This window comes from Streptomyces sp. NBC_01775, assembly GCF_035917675.1.
In the GTDB taxonomy this organism is placed as follows: Bacteria; Actinomycetota; Actinomycetes; order Streptomycetales; family Streptomycetaceae; genus Streptomyces.
On sequence record NZ_CP109104.1, the window covers coordinates 3,697,586 to 3,721,996 of the forward strand.

The 24,411-nt window shown below is 71.9% G+C and carries 23 protein-coding genes; 7 read left to right on the top strand and 16 right to left on the bottom strand.

The window, feature by feature from the left end:
- Positions 1-3: 3 nt before the first annotated feature.
- Positions 4-1,239 carry an ornithine--oxo-acid transaminase gene (gene rocD / locus OHB04_RS16420; RefSeq protein WP_326688439.1) on the top strand — a complete coding sequence of 412 codons (1,236 nt, stop codon included), beginning with the start codon at positions 4-6 and terminating at the stop codon, positions 1,237-1,239.
- A gap of 163 nt (positions 1,240-1,402) precedes the next feature.
- Here the strand turns inward: rocD and OHB04_RS16425 are convergent, their stop codons facing one another.
- Positions 1,403-2,272, bottom strand: a complete 870-nt coding sequence (locus OHB04_RS16425; protein ID WP_326807706.1) for a YwqG family protein — start codon at positions 2,270-2,272, stop codon at positions 1,403-1,405.
- A 7-nt stretch (positions 2,273-2,279) separates the two neighbouring features.
- Between OHB04_RS16425 and OHB04_RS16430 the strand changes: the two genes are divergently transcribed.
- A complete protein-coding gene (locus OHB04_RS16430; RefSeq protein ID WP_326688441.1) occupies positions 2,280-2,570 on the top strand; it encodes a hypothetical protein in 291 nt (96 codons plus the stop codon).
- A gap of 47 nt (positions 2,571-2,617) precedes the next feature.
- On the opposite strand, the gene OHB04_RS16435 is transcribed toward OHB04_RS16430, so the two are convergent.
- Complete coding sequence (locus OHB04_RS16435; RefSeq protein WP_326692770.1) at positions 2,618-2,932, bottom strand: hypothetical protein; 315 nt, start codon at positions 2,930-2,932, stop codon at positions 2,618-2,620.
- Between the two features lie 172 nt (positions 2,933-3,104).
- Here OHB04_RS16435 and OHB04_RS16440 point away from each other — a divergent pair, with 172 nt between their 5' ends.
- Entirely contained in the window at positions 3,105-3,839 is a 735-nt protein-coding gene (locus tag OHB04_RS16440; protein ID WP_326688442.1) for a GntR family transcriptional regulator, read from the top strand.
- Positions 3,840-4,154: 315 nt separating this feature from the next.
- On the opposite strand, the gene OHB04_RS16445 is transcribed toward OHB04_RS16440, so the two are convergent.
- The 5 genes from OHB04_RS16445 to pdxR form a co-directional block, all read right to left on the bottom strand.
- A complete protein-coding gene (locus tag OHB04_RS16445; protein ID WP_326688443.1) occupies positions 4,155-4,511 on the bottom strand; it encodes a hypothetical protein in 357 nt (118 codons plus the stop codon).
- Between the two features lie 279 nt (positions 4,512-4,790).
- Positions 4,791-5,105, bottom strand: a complete 315-nt coding sequence (locus OHB04_RS16450) for a DUF1330 domain-containing protein (RefSeq protein ID WP_326688444.1) — start codon at positions 5,103-5,105, stop codon at positions 4,791-4,793.
- A gap of 102 nt (positions 5,106-5,207) precedes the next feature.
- Positions 5,208-6,167 (bottom strand): D-2-hydroxyacid dehydrogenase family protein, encoded by a 960-nt coding sequence (locus OHB04_RS16455; protein WP_326807707.1) that lies wholly within the window; start codon positions 6,165-6,167, stop codon positions 5,208-5,210.
- Between the two features lie 82 nt (positions 6,168-6,249).
- A complete protein-coding gene (locus OHB04_RS16460; protein ID WP_326688446.1) occupies positions 6,250-7,728 on the bottom strand; it encodes a purine-cytosine permease family protein in 1,479 nt (492 codons plus the stop codon).
- Between the two features lie 147 nt (positions 7,729-7,875).
- The gene (gene pdxR / locus OHB04_RS16465) at positions 7,876-9,459 is read right to left on the bottom strand and encodes a MocR-like pyridoxine biosynthesis transcription factor PdxR (RefSeq protein WP_326807708.1); all 1,584 of its coding nucleotides are present in this window, start codon (positions 9,457-9,459) and stop codon (positions 7,876-7,878) included.
- Positions 9,460-9,505: 46 nt separating this feature from the next.
- Here pdxR and OHB04_RS16470 point away from each other — a divergent pair, with 46 nt between their 5' ends.
- Positions 9,506-9,997, top strand: coding sequence for a carboxymuconolactone decarboxylase family protein (locus OHB04_RS16470; protein ID WP_326688448.1), 492 nt, complete (start codon positions 9,506-9,508; stop codon positions 9,995-9,997).
- Entirely contained in the window at positions 9,994-10,725 is a 732-nt protein-coding gene (locus OHB04_RS16475) for an isocitrate lyase/PEP mutase family protein (protein ID WP_326688449.1), read from the top strand. The genes OHB04_RS16470 and OHB04_RS16475 overlap by 4 nt, the downstream gene beginning before the upstream one ends.
- An 82-nt stretch (positions 10,726-10,807) precedes the next feature.
- Here OHB04_RS16475 and OHB04_RS16480 read toward each other — a convergent pair whose 3' ends face one another.
- Positions 10,808-11,668, bottom strand: a complete 861-nt coding sequence (locus OHB04_RS16480) for a helix-turn-helix transcriptional regulator (RefSeq protein ID WP_326807709.1) — start codon at positions 11,666-11,668, stop codon at positions 10,808-10,810.
- Between the two features lie 132 nt (positions 11,669-11,800).
- Here OHB04_RS16480 and OHB04_RS16485 point away from each other — a divergent pair, with 132 nt between their 5' ends.
- Both OHB04_RS16485 and OHB04_RS16490 read left to right on the top strand, forming a co-directional pair.
- Positions 11,801-12,244 carry a nuclear transport factor 2 family protein gene (locus OHB04_RS16485; RefSeq protein ID WP_326688451.1) on the top strand — a complete coding sequence of 148 codons (444 nt, stop codon included), beginning with the start codon at positions 11,801-11,803 and terminating at the stop codon, positions 12,242-12,244.
- Positions 12,241-13,137 (top strand): NAD(P)H-binding protein, encoded by an 897-nt coding sequence (locus tag OHB04_RS16490; RefSeq protein ID WP_326688452.1) that lies wholly within the window; start codon positions 12,241-12,243, stop codon positions 13,135-13,137. Before OHB04_RS16485 ends, OHB04_RS16490 begins: the two co-directional genes overlap by 4 nt.
- Positions 13,138-13,349: 212 nt before the next feature.
- Here OHB04_RS16490 and OHB04_RS16495 read toward each other — a convergent pair whose 3' ends face one another.
- The 8 genes from OHB04_RS16495 to OHB04_RS16530 all read right to left on the bottom strand — a co-directional run bounded on the left by OHB04_RS16495 (position 13,350) and on the right by OHB04_RS16530 (position 24,190).
- Positions 13,350-13,739: a peptidase inhibitor family I36 protein gene (locus OHB04_RS16495; RefSeq protein ID WP_326807710.1), complete on the bottom strand. Its 390-nt coding sequence runs from the start codon at positions 13,737-13,739 to the stop codon at positions 13,350-13,352.
- 282 nt (positions 13,740-14,021) lie between these two features.
- Positions 14,022-15,227 carry a CopD family protein gene (locus OHB04_RS16500; protein WP_326807711.1) on the bottom strand — a complete coding sequence of 402 codons (1,206 nt, stop codon included), beginning with the start codon at positions 15,225-15,227 and terminating at the stop codon, positions 14,022-14,024.
- Positions 15,228-15,397: 170 nt separating this feature from the next.
- Positions 15,398-16,351: an ABC transporter substrate-binding protein gene (locus tag OHB04_RS16505; RefSeq protein WP_326688455.1), complete on the bottom strand. Its 954-nt coding sequence runs from the start codon at positions 16,349-16,351 to the stop codon at positions 15,398-15,400.
- Positions 16,352-16,554: 203 nt separating this feature from the next.
- Complete coding sequence (locus OHB04_RS16510) at positions 16,555-17,517, bottom strand: glycine betaine ABC transporter substrate-binding protein (RefSeq protein ID WP_326688456.1); 963 nt, start codon at positions 17,515-17,517, stop codon at positions 16,555-16,557.
- 80 nt (positions 17,518-17,597) lie between these two features.
- Entirely contained in the window at positions 17,598-19,634 is a 2,037-nt protein-coding gene (locus OHB04_RS16515; protein WP_326688457.1) for an ABC transporter permease, read from the bottom strand.
- Positions 19,635-19,686: 52 nt separating this feature from the next.
- On the bottom strand, positions 19,687-20,859 hold the full coding sequence (locus tag OHB04_RS16520) for a quaternary amine ABC transporter ATP-binding protein (protein WP_326688458.1): 1,173 nt from the start codon (positions 20,857-20,859) through the stop codon (positions 19,687-19,689).
- Positions 20,859-22,421 (bottom strand): GMC family oxidoreductase, encoded by a 1,563-nt coding sequence (locus OHB04_RS16525; RefSeq protein ID WP_326688459.1) that lies wholly within the window; start codon positions 22,419-22,421, stop codon positions 20,859-20,861. Before OHB04_RS16525 ends, OHB04_RS16520 begins: the two co-directional genes overlap by 1 nt.
- A 284-nt stretch (positions 22,422-22,705) precedes the next feature.
- The gene (locus OHB04_RS16530; RefSeq protein ID WP_442815093.1) at positions 22,706-24,190 is read right to left on the bottom strand and encodes an aldehyde dehydrogenase family protein; all 1,485 of its coding nucleotides are present in this window, start codon (positions 24,188-24,190) and stop codon (positions 22,706-22,708) included.
- Positions 24,191-24,411 lie beyond the last annotated feature (221 nt).

Consider the following 24,411-nt stretch of genomic DNA (forward strand, 5'->3'; position numbering starts at 1 on the left):
GTGATGTCCACCTCGACCGCCCCCGCAGCAGGCGCCGCGCGCGCTTCGGCCGAACTGATCGCCGCCGCCGACGCGCACAGCGCGCACAACTACCACCCGCTACCCGTCGTCGTCGCCTCCGCCGAGGGCGCGTGGGTGACCGACGCCGAGGGGCGCCGTTACCTCGACATGCTGGCCGGTTACTCGGCGTTGAACTTCGGGCACCGCAATCCGCGCCTGATCGAGGCCGCCAAGGCGCAGCTCGACCGGGTCACGCTGACCTCGCGGGCCTTCCACCACGACCGCTTCGCCGAGTTCGCCGCCCGGCTGGCGGCGCTGTGCGGCATGGAGATGGTCCTGCCGATGAACACGGGCGCCGAGGCGGTGGAGACCGCCGTCAAGACGGCCCGCAAGTGGGGATACCAGGTCAAGGGCGTTCCCGACGGCCGCGCCAAGATCGTCGTCGCCGACGGCAACTTCCACGGCCGTACGACGACGATCATCAGCTTCTCCACCGACGAGGAGGCCCGCGCCGACTTCGGCCCGTACACGCCCGGCTTCGAGATCGTGCCGTACGGCGACCTGGCGGCGCTGGCGGAGGCCGTGGACGAGGACACGGTCGCGGTGCTGCTGGAGCCGATCCAGGGCGAGGCGGGCGTGCTGGTGCCGCCGGCCGGTTATCTGGCGGGGGTGCGGGAGCTGACCCGGGAGCGCGGGGTGCTGTTCATCGCCGACGAGATCCAGTCGGGCCTGGGCCGCACCGGCGCGACCTTCGCGTGCGAGCACGAGGGCGTGGTGCCCGACATGTATGTGCTGGGCAAGGCGCTGGGCGGCGGTGTGGTGCCGGTGTCGGCCATCGTCTCCTCGCGCGAGGTGCTCGGCGTCTACCGGCCCGGCGAGCACGGCTCCACCTTCGGCGGCAACCCGCTGGCCTGCGCCGTCGCGCTGGAGGTCATCGACATGCTGGAGACCGGTGAGTACCAGCAGCGCGCCCGCGACCTGGGCACCCACCTCCGCCACGAGCTGAGCCTGCTGCCGTCCGGCGCGGTGCGCGAGGTGCGCGGCCGGGGCCTGTGGGCGGGCGTCGACATCGACCCGTCGCTGGGCACCGGCCGGGAGATCTCCGAGTCCCTGATGGCCCGCGGCGTCCTCGTCAAGGACACCCACGGCTCCACGATCCGCATCGCTCCGCCGCTGGTCATCTCCAAGGAGGACCTGGACTGGGGGCTGGCGCAGCTCCGCGGCGTCCTGACGGACTGAGCGCCCTCCGGGGCTCACCGTGGGGGCGGCCGGGGCGCCCCCACGGGGACGACGGCCGGATGCTGTCGCCGACCGTGGCCGCGGCCCCTTGTCGCGGACCGCGAGTTGTCGCGGACCGCGAGTTGTCGCGGACCGCGAGCGGTGCTTCTTCGAGGCCCGGTGGTCAGTGGCACTGCCAGGTGAAGCGCGCCCGGTCGAAGCGGTGGGCGGCGAGGTCCTCGGCGGTGATCAGCCAGTAGAGGGCACCCGCGTCGCCCCACATCATGCCGGCGTCCTCGTCGCCGGCGACCTGGAAGAGGAGCTGCCACCGCGACACTTCGCTGAGAACGTCGTCCAGGTGGGGGTTGTCGGGGTCGAACGACGTCGTGTCCCAGTCCTCGGAGAAGTCGGCGACCTCGTATTCGACCTCGCCCTGGATGCCGAGGGGATCACCGCCCACCTGATGGCGGGCACGGCGCAGGTCCCACATGGCCTCCTGGAAGCCGGCGTACACCGGGTCGGCGGAGACGGTCTCGTATTCCAGGCCGAGCGGTTCGTGGATGTCGGGGTCCTCCAGCTCCGGCATGTCCACGGCGCTGTCGGCGCGCAGAAGCACCGCCCGGTACGGCTTCAGGGGGCTCGGCGTCGGGCGCGGACGGACCGTGGACCCGGCGGGAATGTGCAGGACACGGGTGCCGGGACGGGATTCGGGCACCGAGGGATGGACCCACGCCTCGTGGTCGTCGACCTGCCCGTCGAAGTAGAAGAACAGCAGGGTGCCGGCCGCGGGCAGGGGCAGCGCGCCCCCGCCGGCCGACAGCGGACCGCAGTCGAGCGAGGCGACGAAGGACAGTGGACCGTGGCCCTCCCACACCGGCCAGTCCACCGTCCCGGGGAGATGCGGCTCCCCGCCCAGGACACCGACGTGGGCGTCCCCGGGCCGGGCGGGCGAGAGGATCCGCCCCCGGGGCTCCAGCAGGGAACAGAAGGTCGCCGCGAGATCGGAGGGGAGGCGTTCGTGGGCCAGGCCGCGGAGGAGGGGGAGGCTGATCACGCGGCCGATGATCTCAAACAGCACGTCCCTTGAGGCACACTTCGCCGAACTCACGTTCCCGCGACCGGTGTTCTTCCGTGCGCCGTCGCGGGCGCGCCCCCGCTGGGACGATGCCCTCATGCTGTCGCTGACGATGAACGACGCCGCCGCGCGGAACGCCACGAACGCGACCTTCCGCTTCCACCGGCTGCGCCCCGGAGAGTCCTGGACAGCTCCCGACCTCGACGCCTGCCGCCACGAGCTCCTGGCCACCGTCGACTTCGTCCCGCGGTGCGGGGTGCCCCGCGAGCGCCCCTGAGAGCCCGGCCCTGACGCTCCGCCCCCAGCGGGCGGGCTGAAGACCGGCTACGCGTCGTCGGGGTCGAGCAGCCCGAGCCGCTGCCCCCTGCTCTCCGCGACCCGGATGACGCCCCCGAGCACGCGGACGGCCGCGCCGAGCGCGAGCCGCAGCGCGAGGGCCCCGGCGGCGGGGTTCGCCAGAATGCTCTCGGCTTCCGCCAACACCGCCTGTGCGTCGGCCACTTGCTCACCCTCGACAGCATCCGCGATGGCCGACACGGGGCCGCCTTCCGCCGTCAGCGGCACATAGCAGGGTTTCCCCGTATCGGACGCCCACGGCAGCAGCCGCATGTCGCCCTGGTACCTGGCCTCTTTGCCCATGGTCACGGTGCACTCCTTCCAGCGGGGACGCGAGGCTCAGAGTGTACTAGGTCACAATAGTGGTGAACTAGGTTACGGCACACGCTCCTTGGCAGCACCGCATGCCGTGTCGGCGAACCAGGTCTCCGCCATCAGCCTTTTGCGAACTAGGTCACTGAGCTACCGTTCGGGCATGGCAGAACAACGGTTCATGAGCATCGCGGCCGAACTGCGGGACCAGGTCTTGGCCGGCACGCTCGTCCCGGGCGACAAGCTCCCGACCATCAAGGAGTTGGCGGCTTCGTATCGTTGCGCTGGAGCGACCGCGCAGCGGGCTCTCGGACAGCTGGTGGTCGAAGGCGTGGTCCGGACTTCGCCGCGTGGGTCCTTCGTTGCCGATGAGGCCCCGGTCAGCCTGTCCCCGGCCGAACGGGCCGTGCTGGCGCGGCGGACCGGGAGCATACTGGCCGAAGGCGAGACGGCCGTGGTCACGGCAGCCGAGCTGGTGGTGCCGCCCCTGTACGTCTCCGAGATCTTCGACCTGGACCACGGCGACCAAGTGGTCAGGCGTGAGTACGTGGTCGGCCGCAGCAGGACGCGTTCCATGCTCGCCGTCGACTGGTTTCCCGCACACTTCGCCGCCCAGGTGCCGGACCTGTTGAGCACCGCACCCGGAAAAGTGCGGGGCCTCCTCTCCAAAGTCCTGGAAACCGTCGGGCGCACTCCCACGTCCGCCCGGGACGACATGCACGCGCGCGAGGCGGACCAGCGCGAGGCCCATCACCTCGGCATCCCGCCCGGAGCACCCACACTTGCCGGGGCACACAGGTGGAGCGACGCGGACGGCATGATCCTCTACGGCGAGTGGTGCCTGCCACCCAGGATGACCCTCTCCTACGAGACGGCCCCGGCCCCCGCCCAGGAGTGAGCCGCCTGCTGAGGTGGGGGCCCGGCAACGGAGGGGGTGGCCCTACAGGTGCTCGGGGGCGGGGTGATGTGGGTGATCGCGATGAGTTCGAGCCGGGGCAGGGGCAGTGTGGGCAGCCACCCGCCGGTGGGCAGGTCGATGCGGCGTACTCCGCCGGCGCCGCCGTGGTCGGGCCCGTGACCCACGTCCGTGACGTCGACGCCCACCTCGGCCAGCTCGACGAGGTCCTGCGCGATGCGCTCGGCCGCAGCGATCACGTGGGCGGGCACCCGGTGGTAACCGCCGCGGTGTCGGGCGTGTACTCCCAGTGCCAGGTCACGCGGAGGCGGCCTCGTTCTGCGCGGCCTGCTGGAGCGCGGACAGCTCTGCTGCCAGGGCCAGCGCCGTCTCCGCCGTGTCTGTGGCCTCAGACTGCCGGGCGAGGTCCTCCATCCGTCGCGCGATGCCCAACCGCTCGGCGGCCACGCGCTCGGCCCACTGGCCCAGTACCTGCCGCATCGGCGCCGGGGACAGGAGGTCGCGGGCGCGGGCCTTCGCCACGGTCACCTCCCGGTCGAACTGGCTCAGGGCCTGTGGACAGAGCTGGACCAAGGCCTCGCGCAGCGGGCCGATCGCGCAGGCGGGCTGAGGGATGCCGCGCGGGTTGCCGTGCTCGGCGGCTGCCTCGCGCATGATCCCCTCCTGGTGGCCGGCCGACTCCGTTCAGCGTGGCCGCCCGGCCGCACGGGGCGGGAGAGAACGGTGTACCGCCAGGGCAAGCCGCGAGCGATGAAGCCCGGGAGGCTGGGGGCGTCGGCACACACCGGGCCACCGTCGGCCTCGGCCCACCACCCGCGAGCGCCCATGAGGGTCCGGCCCGGAGCGCCCACGCTTGCCGGGGCACACAGGTGGAGCGACGAGGGGCTCCGCCGGGCGGACGGACCAGCGCTCGGATGACCCGGAGGAAGCGTCCTAGTCCGGGAGGACGAAGCCCTCGGGGGGTGAGCCCTCGACGAACAGCATGCTCACCGGGACCTTGCCCTCGCGTATCTCCCGGGCCCTCCGGTACTCGGGGGAGTCGTACCACTCCCGGATCCGGTCCATGTCGGGAAACTCGATCACGAGGAACCGGGAGGAGTCCCAGGCGCCTTCGACGGGCTCGGGCGTGGGGCCCGCGACCAGGTAGCGGCCACCGTGGCCGAGGATGGACTGCTGGGCCACGGGCGCATAGGCCAACCCTGCCTCCTCGTCGTGCACATCGGCGTTGACGATGACGTAAGCGGGCATGGGGTTCCCCGTCTCTTTGGACACGGCGTGCACTTATGACACGGCAGAGACTATGGCACCTCTGGCACCCCTCAACTGAGCGTCGGCGAGGGCGAGTCCGGCTCACGGCAGGCGGCGGACCGGGGAGCCCAGGCGCCAGGCCTGGATGGCCTCGACCGCCTGGGTGTAGTACGTGCGGTAGTTGTCCTGGGTGACGTAGCCGAGGTGGGGGGTGGCCAGGAGGTTGGGGGCCGTGCGGAAGGGGTGGGCGGCGGGCAGGGGCTCGGTGTCGAAGACGTCGACCGCCGCGCCCGCGATCGTGCCCGCGCGCAGTGCCGTCAGGAGGGCGTCCTGGTCGACGATGGCGGCGCGGGAGGTGTTGACCAGGTACGCCGTCGGCTTCATCGCGGCCAGTTCCTCCACGCCCAGCAGGCCGCGGGTGCGGTCGCTCAGGGCGAGGTGGACGGAGACGAAGTCGGCGGTCTCCAGCAGCTCTTGGAGGGAGGCGGCACGCCGGGCACCGACCTCCTCGGCGCGCTCCTGGGTGAGGTTCTGGCTCCAGGCCAGCACCTCCATGCCGAAGGCGGGGGCGATGCGGGCCATGCGCCCGCCGAGCTTGCCGAGGCCGAGCAGGCCGAGGCGGCGGCCGTTCAGGTCGGTGCCGACGGTGCTCTGCCAGGGGCCGCCCTCGCGCAGCGCGCGGCTCTCCGTCACGAGGCCCCGGGCCAGCCCCAGCAGCAGGGCCCAGGTCAGCTCGACCGGCGGGGTCTGGGTGCTGGCCGTGCCGCACACGGTCACGCCGTGTGCCTCGGCGGCGGCGTAGTCGATCACCGTGTTGCGCATGCCGGAGGCGACCAGCAGCTTGAGCCTCGGCAGGCGGGCGAAGAGCGAGGCGGGAAAGGCGAGGCGTTCCCTGAGCGTCACGGCGATGTCGAAGCCCGTGAGCAGCGCGGCGAGTTCGCCCTCGGAGGCGGGGTGCTCGGGGAAGCTGACGACCTCGACCTCGCCCGCGAGCGGGGACCAGTCGGCCATCGTGGTCGCCACGGACTGGAAGTCGTCCAGGACGGCGCAGCGCAGTGTCATGTCGGGGCTCTCCGTTCGTTCGTCGGCGCGGCTCCGGCGCACCGCGCGGCTCGTGCCGGGTACGTCGATCCTGCCGTACGTCCTACGGGGAGCCCTCGGCGTCGTCAGGTCCCGCTGAGCCCTCGACGCCGTCGGACCCCACCGGCGTGCGCTCCTGTGCGCGCACGCGTCCCCGCTGGCCCAGCGCCGTCACGGCGAAGCCGAGGGCGAGCGCGGCGAGGATGCCGAGGTTGGCGCCGGCCCAGGTGCCGGTACGGCCGCCGAGGCCGAGGGGGCCCAGCAGGTAGCCCTGCCAGGACAGCCAGTCGGCGCCGGAGTTGGTGACCAGGCCCCAGCCGAGCGCCGTGGCGCCCGCCAGCAGCGCGACCGGCGCCCACCGGACATCCCCGTAGCGCCCGCCGGGGCGGAAGAGGTCGGCGTCGTCGTAGGGGCGGGAGCGCAGCGCGAGGTCGGCCAGCACGATGCCGCACCAGGCGGCGATGGGCACGCCGAGCGTGGTGAGGAAGCCGGTGAAGGTGCCGAGGAAGTCGTCGGCGAAGAAGACGAGGGCGACCGTGCCCGCCGTCATCAAGGCGCCGTCGATCGCGGCGGCGGCGTAGCGCGGGACGCGGAGTCCGGCGGCCAGCAGCGCCAGCCCCGAGGAGTAGATGTCGAGCACGGCTCCGCCCACCAGCCCGAGCACCGCCACCACCGCGAACGGCACGAGGAACCACAGCGGCAGCAGCGTCGTCAGCGCGCCGATGGGGTCGTCGGCGACGGCCTTGTTCAGGCCGGGCGAGGACCCGGCGAGCAGCAGCCCGAAGGCGAACAGGGCGACGGGCGCCGCCGAGGCGCCGAACGTGGTCCAGCCTGCGACGGCCGCTCCCCGGGTGCGGCGCGGCAGATAGCGCGAGTAGTCGGCCGCCGCGTTGACCCAGCCGAGGCCGAAGCCGGTCATCAGGAACACCAGCGCGCCGAGCACCTGCTGTACGGAGCCGCCCGGCGCGGAGGTGACCGCGTCCCAGCGGATCTCGTCCGCGACGAGGACGACGTAGCCGACGGTCAGCACTCCCGTCACCACGGTGATCGCGGTCTGCAACCGCATGATCAGGTCGAACCCGAAGATCCCCGCGACCATGGTGAGCGCGGAGACGACGACCAGCGCCGTCACCTTCGTCCCCGTGCCGCCGCCCCAGCCCAGCCGGTCGAAGACCGTGGCCGTCGCCAGCGTGGCCAAGGTCACCAGCACCGTCTCCCAGCCGACGGTCAGCACCCAGGAGACGGCGGACGGCAGCCGGTTGCCGCGTACGCCGAACGCGGCCCGGCTGAGCACCATCGTCGGCGCCGACCCGCGCTTCCCGGCCACGGCGATCAGCCCGCACAGCAGGAAGGAGAAGACGATCCCGACGGCACCGGCGGCCAGCGCCTGCCAGAAGGAGAGCCCGAACCCGAGCGTGAAGGAGCCGTAACTCAGGCCCAGGACGGAGACGTTGGAGCCGAACCACGGCCAGAACAGCTGCGCGGGCCGCCCCTTGCGCTCGGCCTCGGTGATGACGTCGAGGCCGTTCTCCTCCACCGCCATGGCGCTCCCCCCACTCCCCCGCTCCCGGCTCCGCGAGGCCTCGACGACGGCCCCGCGCCCCGTCAAGATCGGCCCGACGGGGGCCGGCCGTCAAGGTGATTGTCGGCGACGGCGGTGGCTGTGACGGCGGCGGTCGGCGACCGGGCTTCACCCCGCTCCCGCGCCGCCGTCCGCCAGCGCGCCGCACAGCGCTTCCAGGGCCGCCGGGTACGCGTGTTCGGCCGGGGCGCCGTAGCCGACGACCAGCGCGGGGCGCGGCACGGGGAGGGGCGGTGCCTGGGGGTGGCGGAAGTCGCTGAGGGCGTCCAGGGCCACGCCGCGCCGGCGCGCGGCGCTCAGCACGGCCGCCTCCTCGGCGCCGGGCGGGAGTTCGAGCACGGCGTGCAGTCCGGCGGCGATCCCGGTGGCCCGCACTCCGGGGGCGCGGGCGGCCAGCGTCGAGACCAGCCGGTCGCGGCGCTCCCGGTAGCGGGTCCGCATCGCGCGGACGTGCCGGTCGTAGGCGCCGCGCTCCAGGAAGTCGGCGAGGGTGAGCTGGTCGAGGGCGCCGGTCGTCCACTCGGCGGGCGTCTTGGCCGCGAGCAACGCGTCCACGAGGTGGTCGGGCAGCACCATCCAGGCCAGTCGCAGCGCGGGGGCCAGGGCCTTGCTGGAGGTGCCGAGGTAGACGACCCGGTCCGGGTCGAGCCCCTGGAGGGCGCCGACGGGCTGGCGGTCGTAGCGGAACTCGCCGTCGTAGTCGTCCTCCAGGACGAGCCCGCCGGTGCGCGAGGCCCAGGTGACGACGGCCGCCCTGCGGTCGGGGTGCAGCGGGACGCCGGTGGGGTACTGGTGGCCGGGCGTCAGCAGGACGGCGCGTACGTCCGCGAGGTGCGCGGCGGCGGCGGGGACGGTGCCGTCCGAGACGTCCGGGTCGGTGGCGTCCGGGCCGGTGGCCTCCGGGCCGGTGGCCTCCAGGCAGGTGGTGCGGGCGCCGTGGCCGTCGAGCGGGAGGGGGTGGGTGCGCACCCCGGGCGCCTCCAACAGGTCACGGTGGAAGGAGAGGCCGTACTCCTCGACAGCCACGTCCCCGCCCAGTACCCGTGCCAGCAGGGCGAGGCCCTGGGAGAACCCCGCGCAGATCACGATGCGTTCCGGATCGGCCCGCACGCCGCGCGCCCGCGCGAGGTAATCGGCCAGGGCACGGCGCAGCTCGGTGGTGCCCCGGTGGTCGCCGTGCGCGAAGGCACGGGCCGGCGCGGTCGTCAGCGCGCGGCGGGCGGAGGTGAGCCACGCGGAGCGGGGGAAGGCGGACACGTCGGGCGCGCCGGTGCGCAGATCGTGGGCGGGACGCTGCTTCCAGCGCGCCTGGCCGGGGAGCTGGGGATGCGTATGGGGCCGGAGCCCGGGGCCGCGGGGCGGTGCGGGCTCCGCGCGGTGCGCGACGCGCGTCCCCGACCCCTGCTGGGCGGCCAGCCACCCCTCGGCGACGAGTTCGGCGTAGGCCCCGGCGACGGTGTTACGGGCCAGCCCGAGGTCGGCGGCGAGCGAGCGGGAGGAGGGCAGGCGCGTGCCCGGGGTGAGCCTGCCGGTGCGGATGGCGTCCCGTACAGCGTCCATGAGCGCGGTACGCGTCCCGTACGCCGCGCGCCCGCCCGCGCCGTCGGAGTCGCCCTCGCGCCCGGGGCCGCCGCCGCGCGCCCCGAGGTCGAGGTGGAGGTCGGCGCCGAAAGTGGCCCAAGAATCCGACATGGAAATGGACCATACCCGTGCGCCAGTGCGCCGTAGAGTCGAGGGCATGACGACGACACCCCGTATGGAGATCTGGAAGATCGCGCCCGCCGTGGCCAAGGGCATGTACGCCTTCCAGAAGGCAGCCACCGAGCAGGGGCTGGACCCTGTCATCCAGGAGCTGGTCAAGATCCGCGCCTCGCAGCTCAACAAGTGCGCGTACTGCCTGGACATGCACCTCACCGACGCCCGCAAGAACGGCGAGGACCAGCTCAGGCTGGACCTGATCACCGCGTGGGAAGAGGCCGGGGACCTGTTCACCGAGCGGGAGCAGGCCGCGCTGGCGCTGACCGAGGCGGTCACCGTGCTGACGGACGGCCATGTGCCCGACGGGGTCTACCAGCGGGCCGCCACGCACTTCGACGAGAACGAGCTGGCCGCGCTCATCGCGCAGATCACCGCGATCAACGCCTGGAACCGCTTCGCGGTGACCACGCGCGCCCTGCCGCAGACCTTGGTCGACCGCGAGAGCGGCGGCGAGGGCGGGACGGCCCGGTGACACGCGCCGCACGACTGCGGGAGCTGCACGCGGGCCGGGGGCCGGGCAACGCGCTCGTGCTGCCCGGCCCCTGGGACCCGGGCAGCGCGCTGATCTTCGCCGACGCGGGCTTCAGCGCGCTGGCCACCCCCAGCCACGGCGTCTCGGCCTGGCTGGGGTACGCCGACGGAGAGTGCCCGGCGGTGGAGATGTTCGCCGCCGTCACCCGGATCGTCCGGGCGGCCGACGCGCGCGAGGTGCCGGTGACGGCCGACATCGAGCGCGGCTACGGGCTGCCGCCGGTGGAGATCGCCGAGCGCCTGCTGGCCACCGGCGCGGTGGGCTGCAACCTGGAGGACACGGCGGACGGCGCCCTGGTGGAGCCCGCCCGCCAGGCGGACTTCCTCGCGGAGGTCCGCGCGGCGCTGGGGCCCGAGCCGTTCCTCAACGCGCGGGTGGACACGTATCTGCGGGGCGCCGCCGACCCGCTGGCCGAGGCGCTGGCCCGGGGCCGGGCCTACGTCGAGGCCGGCGCCGACGGGATCTACCCGTTCGGCGCCCCGGTGGCCGACCTGCCGGTGCTGGCCCGCGAGTTGGGCGTCCCGGTCAACGCGATCGCCCTCCCCGACGGCCCGGCCCCGGCCGCCCTCTCGGCTGCGGGCGCCACCCGCATCACCTACGGCGGCGGCCTCGCCGCCCAGGCCCAAAGCGCGCTCCGGGCCCTCGCCCAGGAGATCCCGAAGCGGTAGCGCGCGGTCCGGGCTCACGCCCGGATTACGGAGGTGGTAGCGCCGCGCGTTCAGCGTGCGTCCCGGTCAGGGTGTGGCCCGTTCACAGTGCGTCCCGGTCGGGGTGAACGGGGCGGGGGACGAGTCGGGCGAGGGCGGCGGCGCTCGGGCTGCCCGGTTCCGCCGTATAGATCACCAGCCGCACATCGGTGCCGGGCAGCAGCAGGGTCTGGCAGTCCAGGTCCAGCTCGCCCAGCTCGGGGTGGCGCAGGTGCTTGCGCAGCGTCGGTACGGGGCGTACGTCGTGGTCGCGCCAGCCGGCGGCGAAGTCCGGGCTGTGCGCGGCGAACTCGTTGACCAGCTCACCGAGCACGCGTTCGGCCGGGTAGCGGGCGCCGGCCGCGCGCAGCTCGGCGGCGGACTGCCGGGCGAACTCGCCCTCAGCCCCGGCCGGTGCGGAGCAGAGGGTGCCGCCCAGCCGGATGGACAGCCGCACGGTGTTGCGCTCCTCGGCGGACAGCAGCCCGAAGTCGGTGATCAACGCGGCTGCCGCGCCGTTCCACGCCACGATGTCCTGTCGCTCGTCGACCAGGTAGCCAGGTATCGGCCCGAGCCGGTCCAGCAGCCGGCGCGCTTCGGCGGGCACCGGCGTCCGATCGGCGTCCGTGCCGGGCAAGGCCTGCCCGGCCAGCCGCGCCAGGTGCTCGCGCTCCGCGACGGTGAGCCGCAGCGCCCTGCTCAGCGCGGCCAGCACCTGCGGGGACGGGCGCGGGGCGCGGGCCTGCTCCAGCCGTTCGTAGTAGCTGGTCGACACCCCGGCCAGTGCGGCCACCTCTTCCCGGCGCAGTCCGGGAGTGCGCCGGGCGCGCCGTCCTGGCGGGTGGACGGCCGTGGCCGGCATCTGGTCCGGACGCAGTGCCTCCCGTCGGCGGCGCAGGAAGTCGGCCAGTTCGCCTCTGCTCACCCGGTCAGGTTGGCACAGTGACGCCTGGCTTGACCACGGACCGGTGGTCCGGGGCTCAGCTGTCCGTTCCCCGGCGGCGGGCCCGCGTCCAGCCTGGCACGGTCACACCCCGCTGGACGCTGGAGGACGACCGTGCCACGCACCCCCGAGGAGACGTTCCGTCGGCTGCTGGACCTGCTGCTGGCCAAGGACATGGCTGCCATCGCCGACTTGTGGGCGGAGGACGGCAGCGCCGAGTTCCCCTTCGCCGCGGGGGACTCGCCGCGGCGGCTGACCGGGCGGGACGCGGTCCGCGGCTACCTGGCCGGCTACCCGGAGCTGATGGACGTGCGTGCGGTACCAGCGGTCACCGTGCACCACACGGAACGGCCGGGCACCATCGTGGTCGAGTTCACCGCGCACGGCCGCACGGTGCGCACCGGCGAGCCCTACCGGCTGGACTACATCACGGTGATCACCGTCCAGGACGGTCTGATCACCCACTACCGGGACTACTGGAGCCCGCTGGCCGCCGCTTCGGCTGCCGGGACGCTGCCCGAGCTGCTCGGCTCGCCCCGCCCGGGGGCCGCCCGATGACCGGCGTGCTGGTCACCGGCGGCACCGGGAAGACCGGGAGCGCGCTGACGGAACTGCTGCGCGGCGACGGCGTGCCGGTCCGGGTGGCCAGCCGCAATCCGGCCGCCGGTGATCCTGACGCGGTCCGGTTCGACTGGGCCGACCCGGCCACCCATCGGGAGGCGCTGCGCGGGATGGACCGGGTCTATCTGGTGCCTCCGGTGAACACTGTGGATCCGATGCCGCTGGTCGGGCCGTTCCTGGCCGAGGCGGAACGGCTCGGGGTGCGCCGGGTGGTACTCCTCGGCTCCGCCGTCGTGCTGCCGAACGCCCCCGGCGCACTGGAGCTGGCCGCGCGGGTGCGGGCCCGGCCCGGGTGGGTCGTGCTGCGGGCTTCCGGGTTCATGCAGAACTTCCTGGGACCGCACCCGCTGGGCGAGCGGATCCGGCGGCACGGTGAGATCCGCACCGCCGCCGGTGCCGGCCGGCTGGGCTGGATCGACGCGCGGGACATCGCGGCTGCCGCCTCGGCACTGCTGAGCGCCCCCGTAGCCGAGCCCGGCACCGAGCCCGCCGTCGAGCCCGGCGGCCCGCGTGACTACCTGCTCACCGGGCCGAAGGCGTTGAGCTACCCGGACGCGGCGGCGATCATCACGGCCCGCACCGGCCGGCCGGTGCGGGTACTGGACGTCGGGGCCGACGAGTTGGAGAGCGGCTACCGGGCCGCAGCCATGCCGGCCGAGTTCGCCGCCGCCCTCGCCGCCGTGGACACCGGCATCAAGAGCGGCCGGGAAGATCTGGTCAGCACCGCGGTGCTGGACCTGACCGGCCGACCGCCCCGCCCCTTCGCCGAGTTCGTCCAGGACCACGCGACCGAGTGGGCGAGCGTCGCGGAGCAGCCGGGGTCTCGCTGAAGGCCGCTGATTACCGGGCCACTGCCGGGCGCCGGTACCAGGCCGTCCCGGGCCCTGTCCGACGCCCGTCCGGCGGGCCGTTGAACGCGACGAGGGCGGCACCCCCCGTGTTGTGCCGCCCTCGTGCGTCGAACGGGCAGCGGGCCGGACACAGTTGACCCGCCGCGGATCAGAGGCGGCAGATCAGACGCGGTCGACCCGCAGCGGGCGGATCAGACGCAATTGACCCACTTGTTGGACTTGATGGAGCGGGGGACGGAGGTGGAGAGCTTGTCGCCTCGCTTGATGATTCCGCTCTCGCCCTTGAAGTTCTTCTCCGCGTACCACTTGAAGTCGCAGGACTTGCCGTGCTGATACCGCGACTTGAAGCTCTGGAAGACCGTGTACGGGGTCAGGTCCGCGTTGTCCCCCTCGACCTTCTGCATTCTGCCGGAGTGGTTCTGCCCGGCCCAGACGCAGTACCAGCCCGGCGGACAGTCCGACGCCGCCTTCGGCGCGACCTTCGGCGTGGCCTCCGCCGCACCCGCGGCGCTCGCGCTTCCGGCGAGCAGACCACCGGTCAGCGCGATACCACTGGCCATGGCGGCGAACTTCCTGGTCATGCGCATGCTGCTTCCCCCTTCATCCGGGCCGCGCCCCTCGCCCCGGCATTCCCCCCGGGCCGGCGACCCGTTGTCGTGGAACCACGATGACACCGGCCCGCACACACCCGGCAGGACATTCGACACCGCTCCAAAAAGGAACAACGTCGAACCGGCCGCAGAAACGGCGGATTCCGGCTCATGCCGTTCGGCCGCGCCGGTCGTGGCGCTGGAACAAGGGCCGGTGTGGCACGCCCCTCGCCGTCGGCGGGACGAGGAAGGTCGCTTACGCGCCGCCCTCCATCAGGTCTTCGGGGGAAGGGGGGCCACCGTCAGCAGTGCGGAGAGGGTCAGGACGGCGCCCAGCGCCGCGAGTTCCCACGCGGTGGGGCGCAGCACCTGCGCGTAGGTGAGGTCCGCGCGGTCGCGCGTGAGGACGCGGCGGGCGAACAGGGCGCAGAGCGCGACGAGGGCGACAACCACCAGCTTCACCAGCAGGGTGCGCCCGTACGCGGAGGAGAGGGCCGCGTCCAGCGGGAGCCGCCGCAGGGTGCTGAGGGTGCCGGTGACGCAGATCGCGGCGAACAGCCAGAACGCCCGCTTCGCGTACGCCGCGAGCAGCGCGCGGGCCGCGCCCGGCTCGCCGTGCCAGGCCCGCATGGTGCGCAGCACCTGGATGAGGCCGCCCGTCCACAAGACGGTGGAGGCGAGGTGGACGAGGGTGAGGGCGACGCCGATGTCAGGGGTGTCGGCCTCGGGGTGCGCCCGCAGCGCCTCGCCGAGGATGACGCCGGTGAGGGGCAGGGTCGCCCACACGGGGCGGCCGAGGAAGACGCAGAGCGCGGCGACCAGGAAGCCGTTGGCTTCCAGGAAGGCCAGCAGCCCGGCGCGGGTCGCGTAGATCTCGGAGAGTTCGGGCAGCCCGGCGGTGAGGGTGCCGTCGCCGGCCGCCGCCATGGAGGCGAGTCCGAGCGCGGCGGTCATTCCGGCGAACGCCGCGCCCGCCGCCCACTCGCGCGGCTGCCGGGGCCCGTCCTCGGGGGTGCCGGGGAGGGTGCGGGCGACATCGCGGGCCAGCCGTCTGCCCCCGACCTCGCCGAGTTGGACGCACAGCGCGACGAAGAGCGCGGAGCGCAGCAGCGCCGTGGTGCCGCCCCCGGGGATGTGGATGTCGCGGGTGCTGTCGGTGGCCAGGTCGGTGCCGGTCAGCGCGAGGGCGGCGAGGAGGGCGGCGCAGCCCAGCACGAGCAGCGCGGGCAGCAGGGGCCGCCCGGACGGGCGGGACGGGCGGGAGGGGCCGGATTGTCCGGGCCGCCCGGACTTCCCGGGCCGGGGTACCTGGTGCCGCCCGTCCCCGCCTTCAGCCTCGCTCCCGCTTCCGGCTCCGGACCCGCGCCCGCGCCCGTCCCCGGCTCCGCCGCCGCTTCCGTGCGGCCCGCCCGCCAGGGCGCCCCCGCTCCGCGGACAAGGGGCCGGGTGGACATGCGGGGACGGATCGGGCCGGGTCACAGCGCAATTCTGCCCGAGTCGCCGGGCGGGAGTCAGCCGTCCACCTGGGCGGGAGCCGGACGTCCCGGTGAGCAGGAATCAGGCGTCCCGCCCGGCAGAGATCCCGCGCCTGCCGGGCAGGGATCACGCGTCCTGCCCGGCGGGAATCAGGCGCCCCTTCCGGGCAGGGATCACTCGTCCTTCAGCCCCCAGAGCCAGACCTTCCAGACGTCCGGATTCGCCTTGACCCACTTCTTCGCCGCCGCGTCGGGCGAGAGCCCGTCCTCGGCGATCATCTTGGCGACCTCGTCCTGGTCGCCCTCGCTCCACTGGAAGTTCTTGAGGAACTTCGCGGCCTTGCCGCCCTTCTTGGAGAAGTCGGCGGACAGGTATTTCTTCAGCGGGGTCTCGGGGTAGCCGCAGTTCACCGTCTTGAGGTTGTCGTCGCAGCCGGCGTAGTGCGCGGGCAGCTGGACCTCCTTCAACCGGGCCTCGGAGCTCAGCCAGTGCGGGCGCCACCAGTAGGTGATGAAGGGCTTACGCTTACGGGCCAGTTCCTTGATCCGGGCGATCTGGGCCTTTTCCGAACCGGCGTACACCGTCTTGTAGTTGAGCTTCAGATTCCGGATGATCGCGTTGTCGTGCGTGAGGAAATCCGGTGAGCCTTCGAGGAGTTGGCCGCGCGTCCCGCTCTTGGCGGTGCGGAACAGCGGCGCGAAGTCGTTGAGTTTCTTCCAGTTGGTGATCTGCGGGTGCTTGTCCGCCAGGTACTCGGGGACGTACCAGCCGATCTTTCCGGTGACGCCGATGCCTCCGGCACTCACGACGCTCTTCTTCTTGAAGACGTACTTCTTCTCCAGGCCCGGGTGGCCCCAGTCCTCCAGGATCGCGTCGGCCTTGCCCGTGCCGACGGCACGCCAGGTGGCCTTCTCGTCCCCCTTCTTGGTGGTGACGTCGTAGCCGAGTTCGGTTTCGAGCAGGTATTTGGCGACGGCGACGTTCGCCTGTCCGCCCGTCCACGTGGGGGTGGTGAGGACGACGGAACCGGCCTTGTCGGACGCGTCGCCGGAGCACGCCGCGAGCCCGAGGGGTGCGAGCAGGGCGAAGACGACGGCGATCGCATTGCGACGGGATATCAAGGACATAGTGCGCGCAGGTCCTGGGGGTGAGGATGCCGGTACATGACCGCCAAGATCCTAACTGCCCCCGGAACAACCGAGGTTCCGGGGGCAGTTGAATGTTCAGATGTGAGACGGATGATCACCCGCAGCGTGCGCCCGCGCGCGACACGTCACCTTTGATTGCAGGGTGCAATCATCTGGTCACACCCGCAGATCCATGCCACGCGTCACTTCTTCTTCGGGATCCACTTCTCCCAGGTGGACTTGTTGTCCTTGATCCATGCCTCGGCCGCGTCCTCCGGCTCCATCTTCTTACCGGCGATCATTCCCGCGACCTTGTTCTGGTCCTTGGTGGTCCACTTGAAGTTCTTGATGAACTTCGCCGCGTCGCTGTCGCCCTCGGCGAAGTCCTTGTTCATGAACTTCTCGAGCTGGTTGGTCTCGTAGCCGCACTTGGCCTTGGACGCGGGGATCTCGCAGCCCGGGGTGTGCTTGGGCAGCTTCACCTCGGTCATCTCGATCTGCTCGTTCATCCACTGCGGCTGCCACCAGTAGGTGAGGAACGGCTTCTTGGCGTCGTACAGCCGCTTCAGCTCCTTGAGCTGGGCCGCCTCGGCGCCGGAGGGGATGTGCTTGAACTTCATCCCCAGGTTCTTGATGAGTTCCTTGTCGTGCTGCGAGTAGGAGGGCGCGGCGCCGATGAACTGGCCCTTGTCCCCGCTCTCGGAGGTCTTGAAGTCCTTGTAGTGCTTGTTGAGGTTCTTGTAGTCCTTGACGATGTCCGGGTGCTTGTCGGCGTAGTACTTCGGCACGAACCAGCCGATGTGGCCGACGACACCGAGGTCGCCGCCGGAGACGACGGTCTTCTTGTCCTCGACGTACTTCTTCTGCTTCTTCGGGACGCCGTGCCAGTCCTCCAGAATGGCGTCGGCCTTGCCGCTGTTGAGCGCGTCGAAGGCGACGGGCTCATCCATCTGCTTGGCCTCGACCTTCACGTCCAGCTCGTCCTCGAGGAGCTTCTTGACGACGGCCGCGTTGGCGGTGGCACCCACCCAGGAGGGCTCGGCGAGGACGACCTTCTTGTCGTCGCCGCCCGCGTTCGTGTCGGCGGCGCAGCCGGTGCCGGCGGCCAGGACGCCGAGAATGCCGACTCCGGCGAAGGCGGTGGTGCGTATGCGCTTGGTATTCATCTGTGGGTCTCTTTTCGTGAGGGACGGACCCGGGGGAGGAGATCCGTCGGAACAATCCATTCCTGGAGGCGGGCCGGGGCTCAGTCCCCGTTGCGCCCCTTGGAGGGCTGGGAGAGACGGTCGAGCATGATGCCGAGGCAGACGATGGCCACGCCGGCCGGGAAGCCCTGGGACAGGTCACCCTTGGAAAGGCCCTGCACGACCATGAAGCCGGTCGCGCCGCCGCCGATCAGACCGGCGATGACGACCATGGACAGCACCAGGACCACACCCTGGTTGAGCGCCACCAGCATCGACTTGCGGGCCAGCGGGAGCTGGACCCCGAGGAGCTGCTGCCGGCTGGTGGCACCCAGCGAGGTGGACGCCTCCATCGCGGCCGGGTCGACGTGGCGCAGCCCCTGCGTGGTGATGCGGATGACGGCGGGTGCCGCGTAGATGATGGCGGCGAGGATGCCGCCGGTGCGGTTCTGGCCCACCAGCGCGATCACCGGGATCAGATACACGAACTGCGGCATCGTCTGCATGGTGTCCAGCACCGGCCGCATGATCCGCTCCGCCCGTTCCACCCGGGCGCACAGGATGCCGACCAGCACGCCGAGGACGAGGGTGAGGACCAGCCCCGCGAGCACCTGCGAGAGGGTGTCCATCGCGACGTCCCACAGCCGCATCCAGCCGATCAGCGCCAGGCAGATCACGCCGGTCAGCGCCGCGCGCCAGGTGCCGACGATCCAGCCGACGACCGCGACGAGCAGCGCCAGCGCCCACCAGGGCGTGGCCAGCAGGCCGTCGCGCAGCGGGTTGAGGACGTACTCGGTGAAGCCCTCGGCCCAGGTGATGGTGCCGCCCAGGACGGGGATGCCGGAGCCGAGGTGGTCGGTGATCCAGTTGATCTTGGTGTCCAGGGAGTTGGCGATGTCGACGGTCCAGCCCTCGGGCCACTCGTCCCCGCCCAGCGACGAGCCGATCGCGGCGAAGACCCCGAACAGCACGACGATCAGGCCCCACACGGCGAGCCGCAGCCGGGCCATGGTGCGGGAGAGCCCGGCCTTGACGACATCGTCGAGCCGCTCGCCCGCCGCCGCCGTCGTACGGTCCAGCAGCATGGCGATCAGGACGACGGCGACGCCCGCGATCAGCGCCTTGCCGATCTTCAGTCCGCCGAGGGCCTGGTAGATCTCGTCACCGAGACCGCCGCCGCCGATGAGGGAGGCGAGGACGACCATGGACAGACACATCATGATCGTCTGGTTGAGGCCGAGCATCATCTGCCGTCGGGCCAGCGGCAGCCGCGCGGTGACCAGCCGCTGCCAGGGGCTGGCGCCCAGCGAGATGGACGCCTCCAGCGCGGCGGGGTCCGCGGTGCGCAGCCCGAGCGCGGTGAGCCGGGCGATGGGCGGCGCCGCGTAGATGACGGTGGCGATCAGCGCCGAGGGCACGCCGACGCCGAACATCAGCAGCAGCGGCAGCAGGAACGCGAACGCCGGCATGACCTGCATGGTGTCGAACACCGGGCGCAGGAGCCGCTCGCAGCGGTCGGACAGGCCCGAGGCCAGGCCGAGCAGGAGGCCGAGCACCGCGGCGCTGAGGACAGCGACCACCATCAGCGACAGCGTCTCCATCGTCGGCTCCCACATGCCCAGCACGCCGCAGACCGCGAAGACGGCCAGCGCGGTCGCGCCGGTGCGCAGGGCGCGCTTGGAGAGGTCGGATCCGCCGGCCGCCCAGGCGATCAGCGTGCCGAGGACGGTGACGCCGACGTAGCCCATGGAGTCGAGCAGGCTGGTGATGCCGTCGACCGAGAACTCCGCCGCGTTGGAGAAGTGCAGCAGGAAGTACAGGAAGAGCCAGTGCGACTCACGGTTGTCGACCAGCCAGTTGTCCAGGTCGTTCAGCGGGGTCTTCACATCCGCTGTGAGCCCGTGCGGCCAGATGCCGGAGCCGGTCACCAGGGCGCTGATGACGACGACCAAGGCGGCGACGGCCAGGGCGACGGCCTTCGGGTTGCCCACGAGGCGGGAGAGCGCCGAGGGCGGGCCGGCCGGGGGTTCGGGGGCGGGCTCGGGGCCGGGGGCTGCCGGCTGGACCGGCTCGTCCTTGGTGAGGGTCGAGGAACTCATATCCGCCTCCCCCCGGTGCGGGCCGCCGCCGCGGCGGTGTGCGGGCGTGCGCTCATACCGCGGCCACCTCCCGCTCCTTGCCGCCGTCCCCGTCGCGGGGGCCGCCGTCCCCACCGTCGTCGGACTCCTTGTCGAGACCGGCGACGACACTCAGGAGGCTCGCGTGGTCGACGACGCCGAGGGTGCGGCCGTCCTCCACGACGCGGCAGAGCGCGCCGCTGCGCGCGACGGTCTCGATGGCGTCGGCCACCAGGGTGTCGGGCGGGATCTCGGTGCCGGACCCCGCCTCGGCGGAGGCGGCCGGGCGCATGGCGCGCCGTACGGAGATGACCTGCTCGCGCGGCACGTCGCGGACGAAGTCGCGCACGTAGTCGTCGGCCGGGTTGGCGACGATCTCCTCGGGGGTGCCCAGCTGCACGATGGCGCCGTCGCGCATCAGCGCGATGCGGTCGCCCAGGCGCAGGGCCTCCGACAGGTCGTGGGTGATGAAGATCATCGTGCGGCCCTCCTCGCGGTGGAGCCGGATGACCTCCTCCTGCATGTCGCGGCGGATCAGCGGGTCCAGCGCGCTGAACGGCTCGTCGAACAGGAGGACCTGCGGGTCGACGGCGAGCGCGCGGGCCAGCCCGACGCGCTGCTGCTGGCCGCCGGACAGCTGCCCGGGGCGGCGCTCGCCCAGGCCCTCCAGGCCGACCTTGGCGACCATCTCGGCGGCGCGGGCGCGGCGCTCGGCCTTGCCCTGGCCCTGGATCTCCAGTCCGTAGGCGACGTTGTCGGTCACGGAGCGGTGGGGCAGCAGGCCGAAGTTCTGGAAGACCATGGCGGCGCGGTGCCTGCGCACCTCGCGCAGCTGCTCCTTGTCCATGCCGACGACGTCCTCGCCGTCGAGGAGGACCTCGCCCGCCGTGGGCTCGATCAGCCGGGTCAGGCAGCGGACGAGCGTGGACTTGCCTGAGCCTGACAGGCCCATGACCACAAATACCTCGCCCTTCCGGACGTCGAAGGAGACGTCGCGCACGGCGGCCGTGCAGCCCGTCTTCTCCCGCAGCTCGGTCTGGGACAGACCGGTCAGCGAGGCGTCGTCCGGAATCCTGGCCGCCTTGGGGCCGAAGACCTTCCACAGGTTCCGGACGGAGAACACGGAGGAAGCGGAACCTCCTCCGCCGTCTCGCGGGTTCTCTGCGGCGTCTTCGACTGTGGCTGTGGCCTCAGGGGACTCGGACATCACGCAACACCTCCCGGTGCCGTTGTCTCTCGGTTGTCGGTCGCAGTGGGTCGGATGAGATCGACCGCCTTCTCGCCCAGCATCAGCACGCCGATCATCGGGTTGACGGCGGGCAGGGTCGGGAAGACGGAGGCGTCCGCGATGCGAATGCCCTCCAGGCCGCGGATGCGCAACTCGGGGTCGACGACGGCGAGTTCGTCGTTCGCCGCGCCCATCCGGCAGGTGCCCGCCGGGTGGTAGACGGTGTGCGCGACCTTGCGGGCGTACTCGCTCAGGTCCTCGTCGGAGGTCACCTCGGGGCCGGGGCAGACCTCGCGCTTGAGCCACTTGGCGAACGGCTCGGCCTTCGCCACCTCGCGGGCCAGCTTGATGCCGTCGACCAGGGTGCGGCCGTCGTAATCGTTTTCGTCCTCGAAGTACTTGAAGTCGAGGGCCGGCTTGACCCCGGGGTCGGCCGAGGTGAGGTAGACCCGGCCCCGGCTGCGGGACTTGGGGATGTTCGGCGTCATCGCCACCCCGTGCTCGGGACGTTCGTAGCCCAGCCGCTCGGGGTTGTCGGTGAACGGTATTTGGTAGAAGTGGAACATCAGGTCCGGGCCGTCGTGGTCCGGGTCCCGGCGGACGAAAAGGCCCGCGTCGGAGTCCATCGCGGAGTTGCCCGGCAGGGGCCCGTGGGTCTCCCACACGATCACCGACTCAGGGTGGTCGGTCAGGTTCTCGCCCACGCCCTGGAGGTCGTGGACGACGGGGATGCCGAGGGCCTCCAGGTCCTGCCTGCGGCCGATGCCGGAGTGGTTGAGCAGCCGCGGTGTGTCGATGGCGCCCGCGCTGACGATGACCTCGCGCCCGGCGGTGAGCAGCTTCTCCTCACCGTCCTTGGTGCGGATGTGCACCCCGGTCGCGCGCGTGCCCTCCAGCTCCAGCTTGCAGGCCCAGGTCTCCAGCAGGATGTGCAGGTTGGGGCGGTCGCCGGCCTCGATGTGGGGGTGGAGGTAGGCGACGGAGGCGGAGGAGCGCTTGTTGTTCCCGGGGTGGTAGGAGAGGTCGAAGAAGCCGACGCCCTCGTAGAAGGGCCGGTCGTTGAAGCCGACGACCTCGGGGATGCCCAGCGCGTCCTTCGCGGCGTCGATCCAGTCCTGCGCGATGGGGTTCTGGTCCCTCTTGGCCACGCGCACCACGTTGTTGCGCAGCTTGCCGAAGTAGGGGTCCATGGCCTTGGCGCCCCAGCCCTCGGCCCCGGCCCGCTCCCACTCGTCCCAGTCGGAGGGCAGGGGCTTGAAGGAGATGAGGGTGTTGTGCGAGGAGCAGCCGCCGAGCACCTTGGCGCGGCTGTGCAGGATGTGGGAGTTGCCGCGCGGCTGTTCCGTCGTCGTGTACTCGTAGTCGAGTTCGCCGCCGAGCAGGCCCAGCCATTTGCGCAGGGTGAGTACCTCGGGCCGGTCGATGTCGGTGGGACCGCCCTCGATGAGGGCGACGGTGGTGTCCGGGTCTTCGGCGAGCCGTGAGGCGATCACCGATCCGGCCGTACCGCCGCCGACGATCACGTAGTCGTAGTCGGACATAGGGGACTTGCTCCTTGGGGTTCCACACGCTCACGGCGGGCCGCGATTGTTCAAGAGTGTTACTCAAGGGGTGTTGCTCAACGCGTGGTGCTCAACGGGTGTGCCAGGGGTACTGCTGAGTGCTCTGGATACTGCTGAGTACTGGGGGTACTCGGGGTACTCGTATGCCGGGAGTCCCGGACTGAGGGGGCCGGATGATGCGGGGATGCGGGGATACGGGGATACCGGAAACACGCCGTCGCGGCCGGTAGGCGCGTGGGGTGGTCGCACCGGCCGGGTCCGCTTCAGCCGGCGAACCAGCGGACCGGGCCCGGGCGCAGGTTCTCGTACACGTGCTTGGTCTCGCGGTACTCGGCGAGACCGTGCGGGCCCAGTTCACGGCCGACGCCGGACTTGCCGAATCCTCCCCACTCGGCCTGCGGCAGGTACGGATGGAAGTCGTTGATCCACACCGTGCCGTGGCGCAGCCGCGCGGCGACCCTGCGCGCCCGGGCCGTGTCGCTGGAGAAGACGGCGCCCGCGAGGCCGTACTCAGTGTCATTCGCAAGCGTTACAGCTTCGTCCTCCGTGCTGAAGCTCTCTACTGTCAAGATTGGGCCAAAGGTCTCCTCCCGGATGACCCGCATCCCGCGGTGGCAGTTGTCCAGCACCGTCGGGGAGTAGAAATAGCCCTCGGCGGGCCGGACCTCGGAGGGCTTGGGCCGCTCTCCGCCGCAGCGCGCCACGGCACCTTCGGCGAGCGCGGAGGCGACGTAGTCCTCGGTCTTCGCCCGCTGCTGCTCGGAGACCAGCGGCCCGCACTCGACGCCGTCCTCGGTACCGCGGCCCAGGCGGATGCGCTGGGCACGGGCTGCGAGCTCGGCCACGAAGCGTTCCTTGACGGACTCCTCGATGATCAGCCGGGCACCGGCCGAGCAGACCTGGCCGCTGTGGATGAACGCCGCGTTGAGTGCCTGGTCGACAGTGGCGTCGAAGCCCTCTTCGGTGGCGCAGGCATCCGCGAACACGACGTTGGGGTTCTTGCCGCCGAGTTCGAGCGCGACCTTCTTGACGGTGGGCGCGGCGGCCTGGGCGACCTTGGTTCCGCTGGCCAGTCCGCCCGTGAAGGAGACCAGGTCGACGTCGGGGTGCTCGGACAGCCGGGCTCCGACGGGGTCGCCCGCGCCGGTGACCAGGTTGGCCACACCGGCCGGAAGCCCGGCCTCCACCAGCAGCTTCACCAGGTGGACCGTGGACATCGGGGTGATCTCGCTGGGCTTGATGACGAAGGTGTCGCCGGCCGCCAGCGCCGGGGCCACCTTCCAGCTCGCCTGGAGGAGGGGGTAGTTCCAGGGAGTGATCATGGCGCAGACGCCCACGGGTTCGTGGACGACGACGCTGTGCACATCGGCGCTGCCCGCGTCGACGACACGGCCGCCGGACTCGTTCATGACGAGGTCGGCGAAGTACCGGAAGGCGTTCGTCACATCGTCCACGTCGACCCGGCCCTCTTCGAGGGTCTTTCCGGTGTCGCGGGACTCGATGAGCGCGATCTCCTCGCGGTCACGCTGGAGCAGATCCGCCACGCGCCGCAGCAGCGCGGCCCGTTCCGCGGTCGGGGTGTGCGGCCATTCGCCCTGGTCGAAGGCGCGACGGGCCGCGGCGATCGCGGCATCGGTGTCCGCTGCGTCGCCCTCGGCGACGACGGCGAGCGTGGTGGCGTCGGCGGGGTCGAGAACCTCCCGCGTTCCGCCGGCCGTGGCCGTCCGCCACTCGCCATCAATGTGCATGCTCTCCACTACGGACACCTTGGGTACTGCCTTCCATAACCGCTGCTTTCTTCCGGGTGGTGGCCCGGTGCCCTCGTTGAGGGCTTTTGCCACGCCCTAGGGCAGTTGGCAAGTCGGAACCCTGCCCCGTCCTTCCGATCTCATGTCCTGAATTCGCTAACAAGTGGGCTTCATCACTGGCCGAAGTGCGGCGGGCGGGCGACGCTCGTAGGGTAAATGGG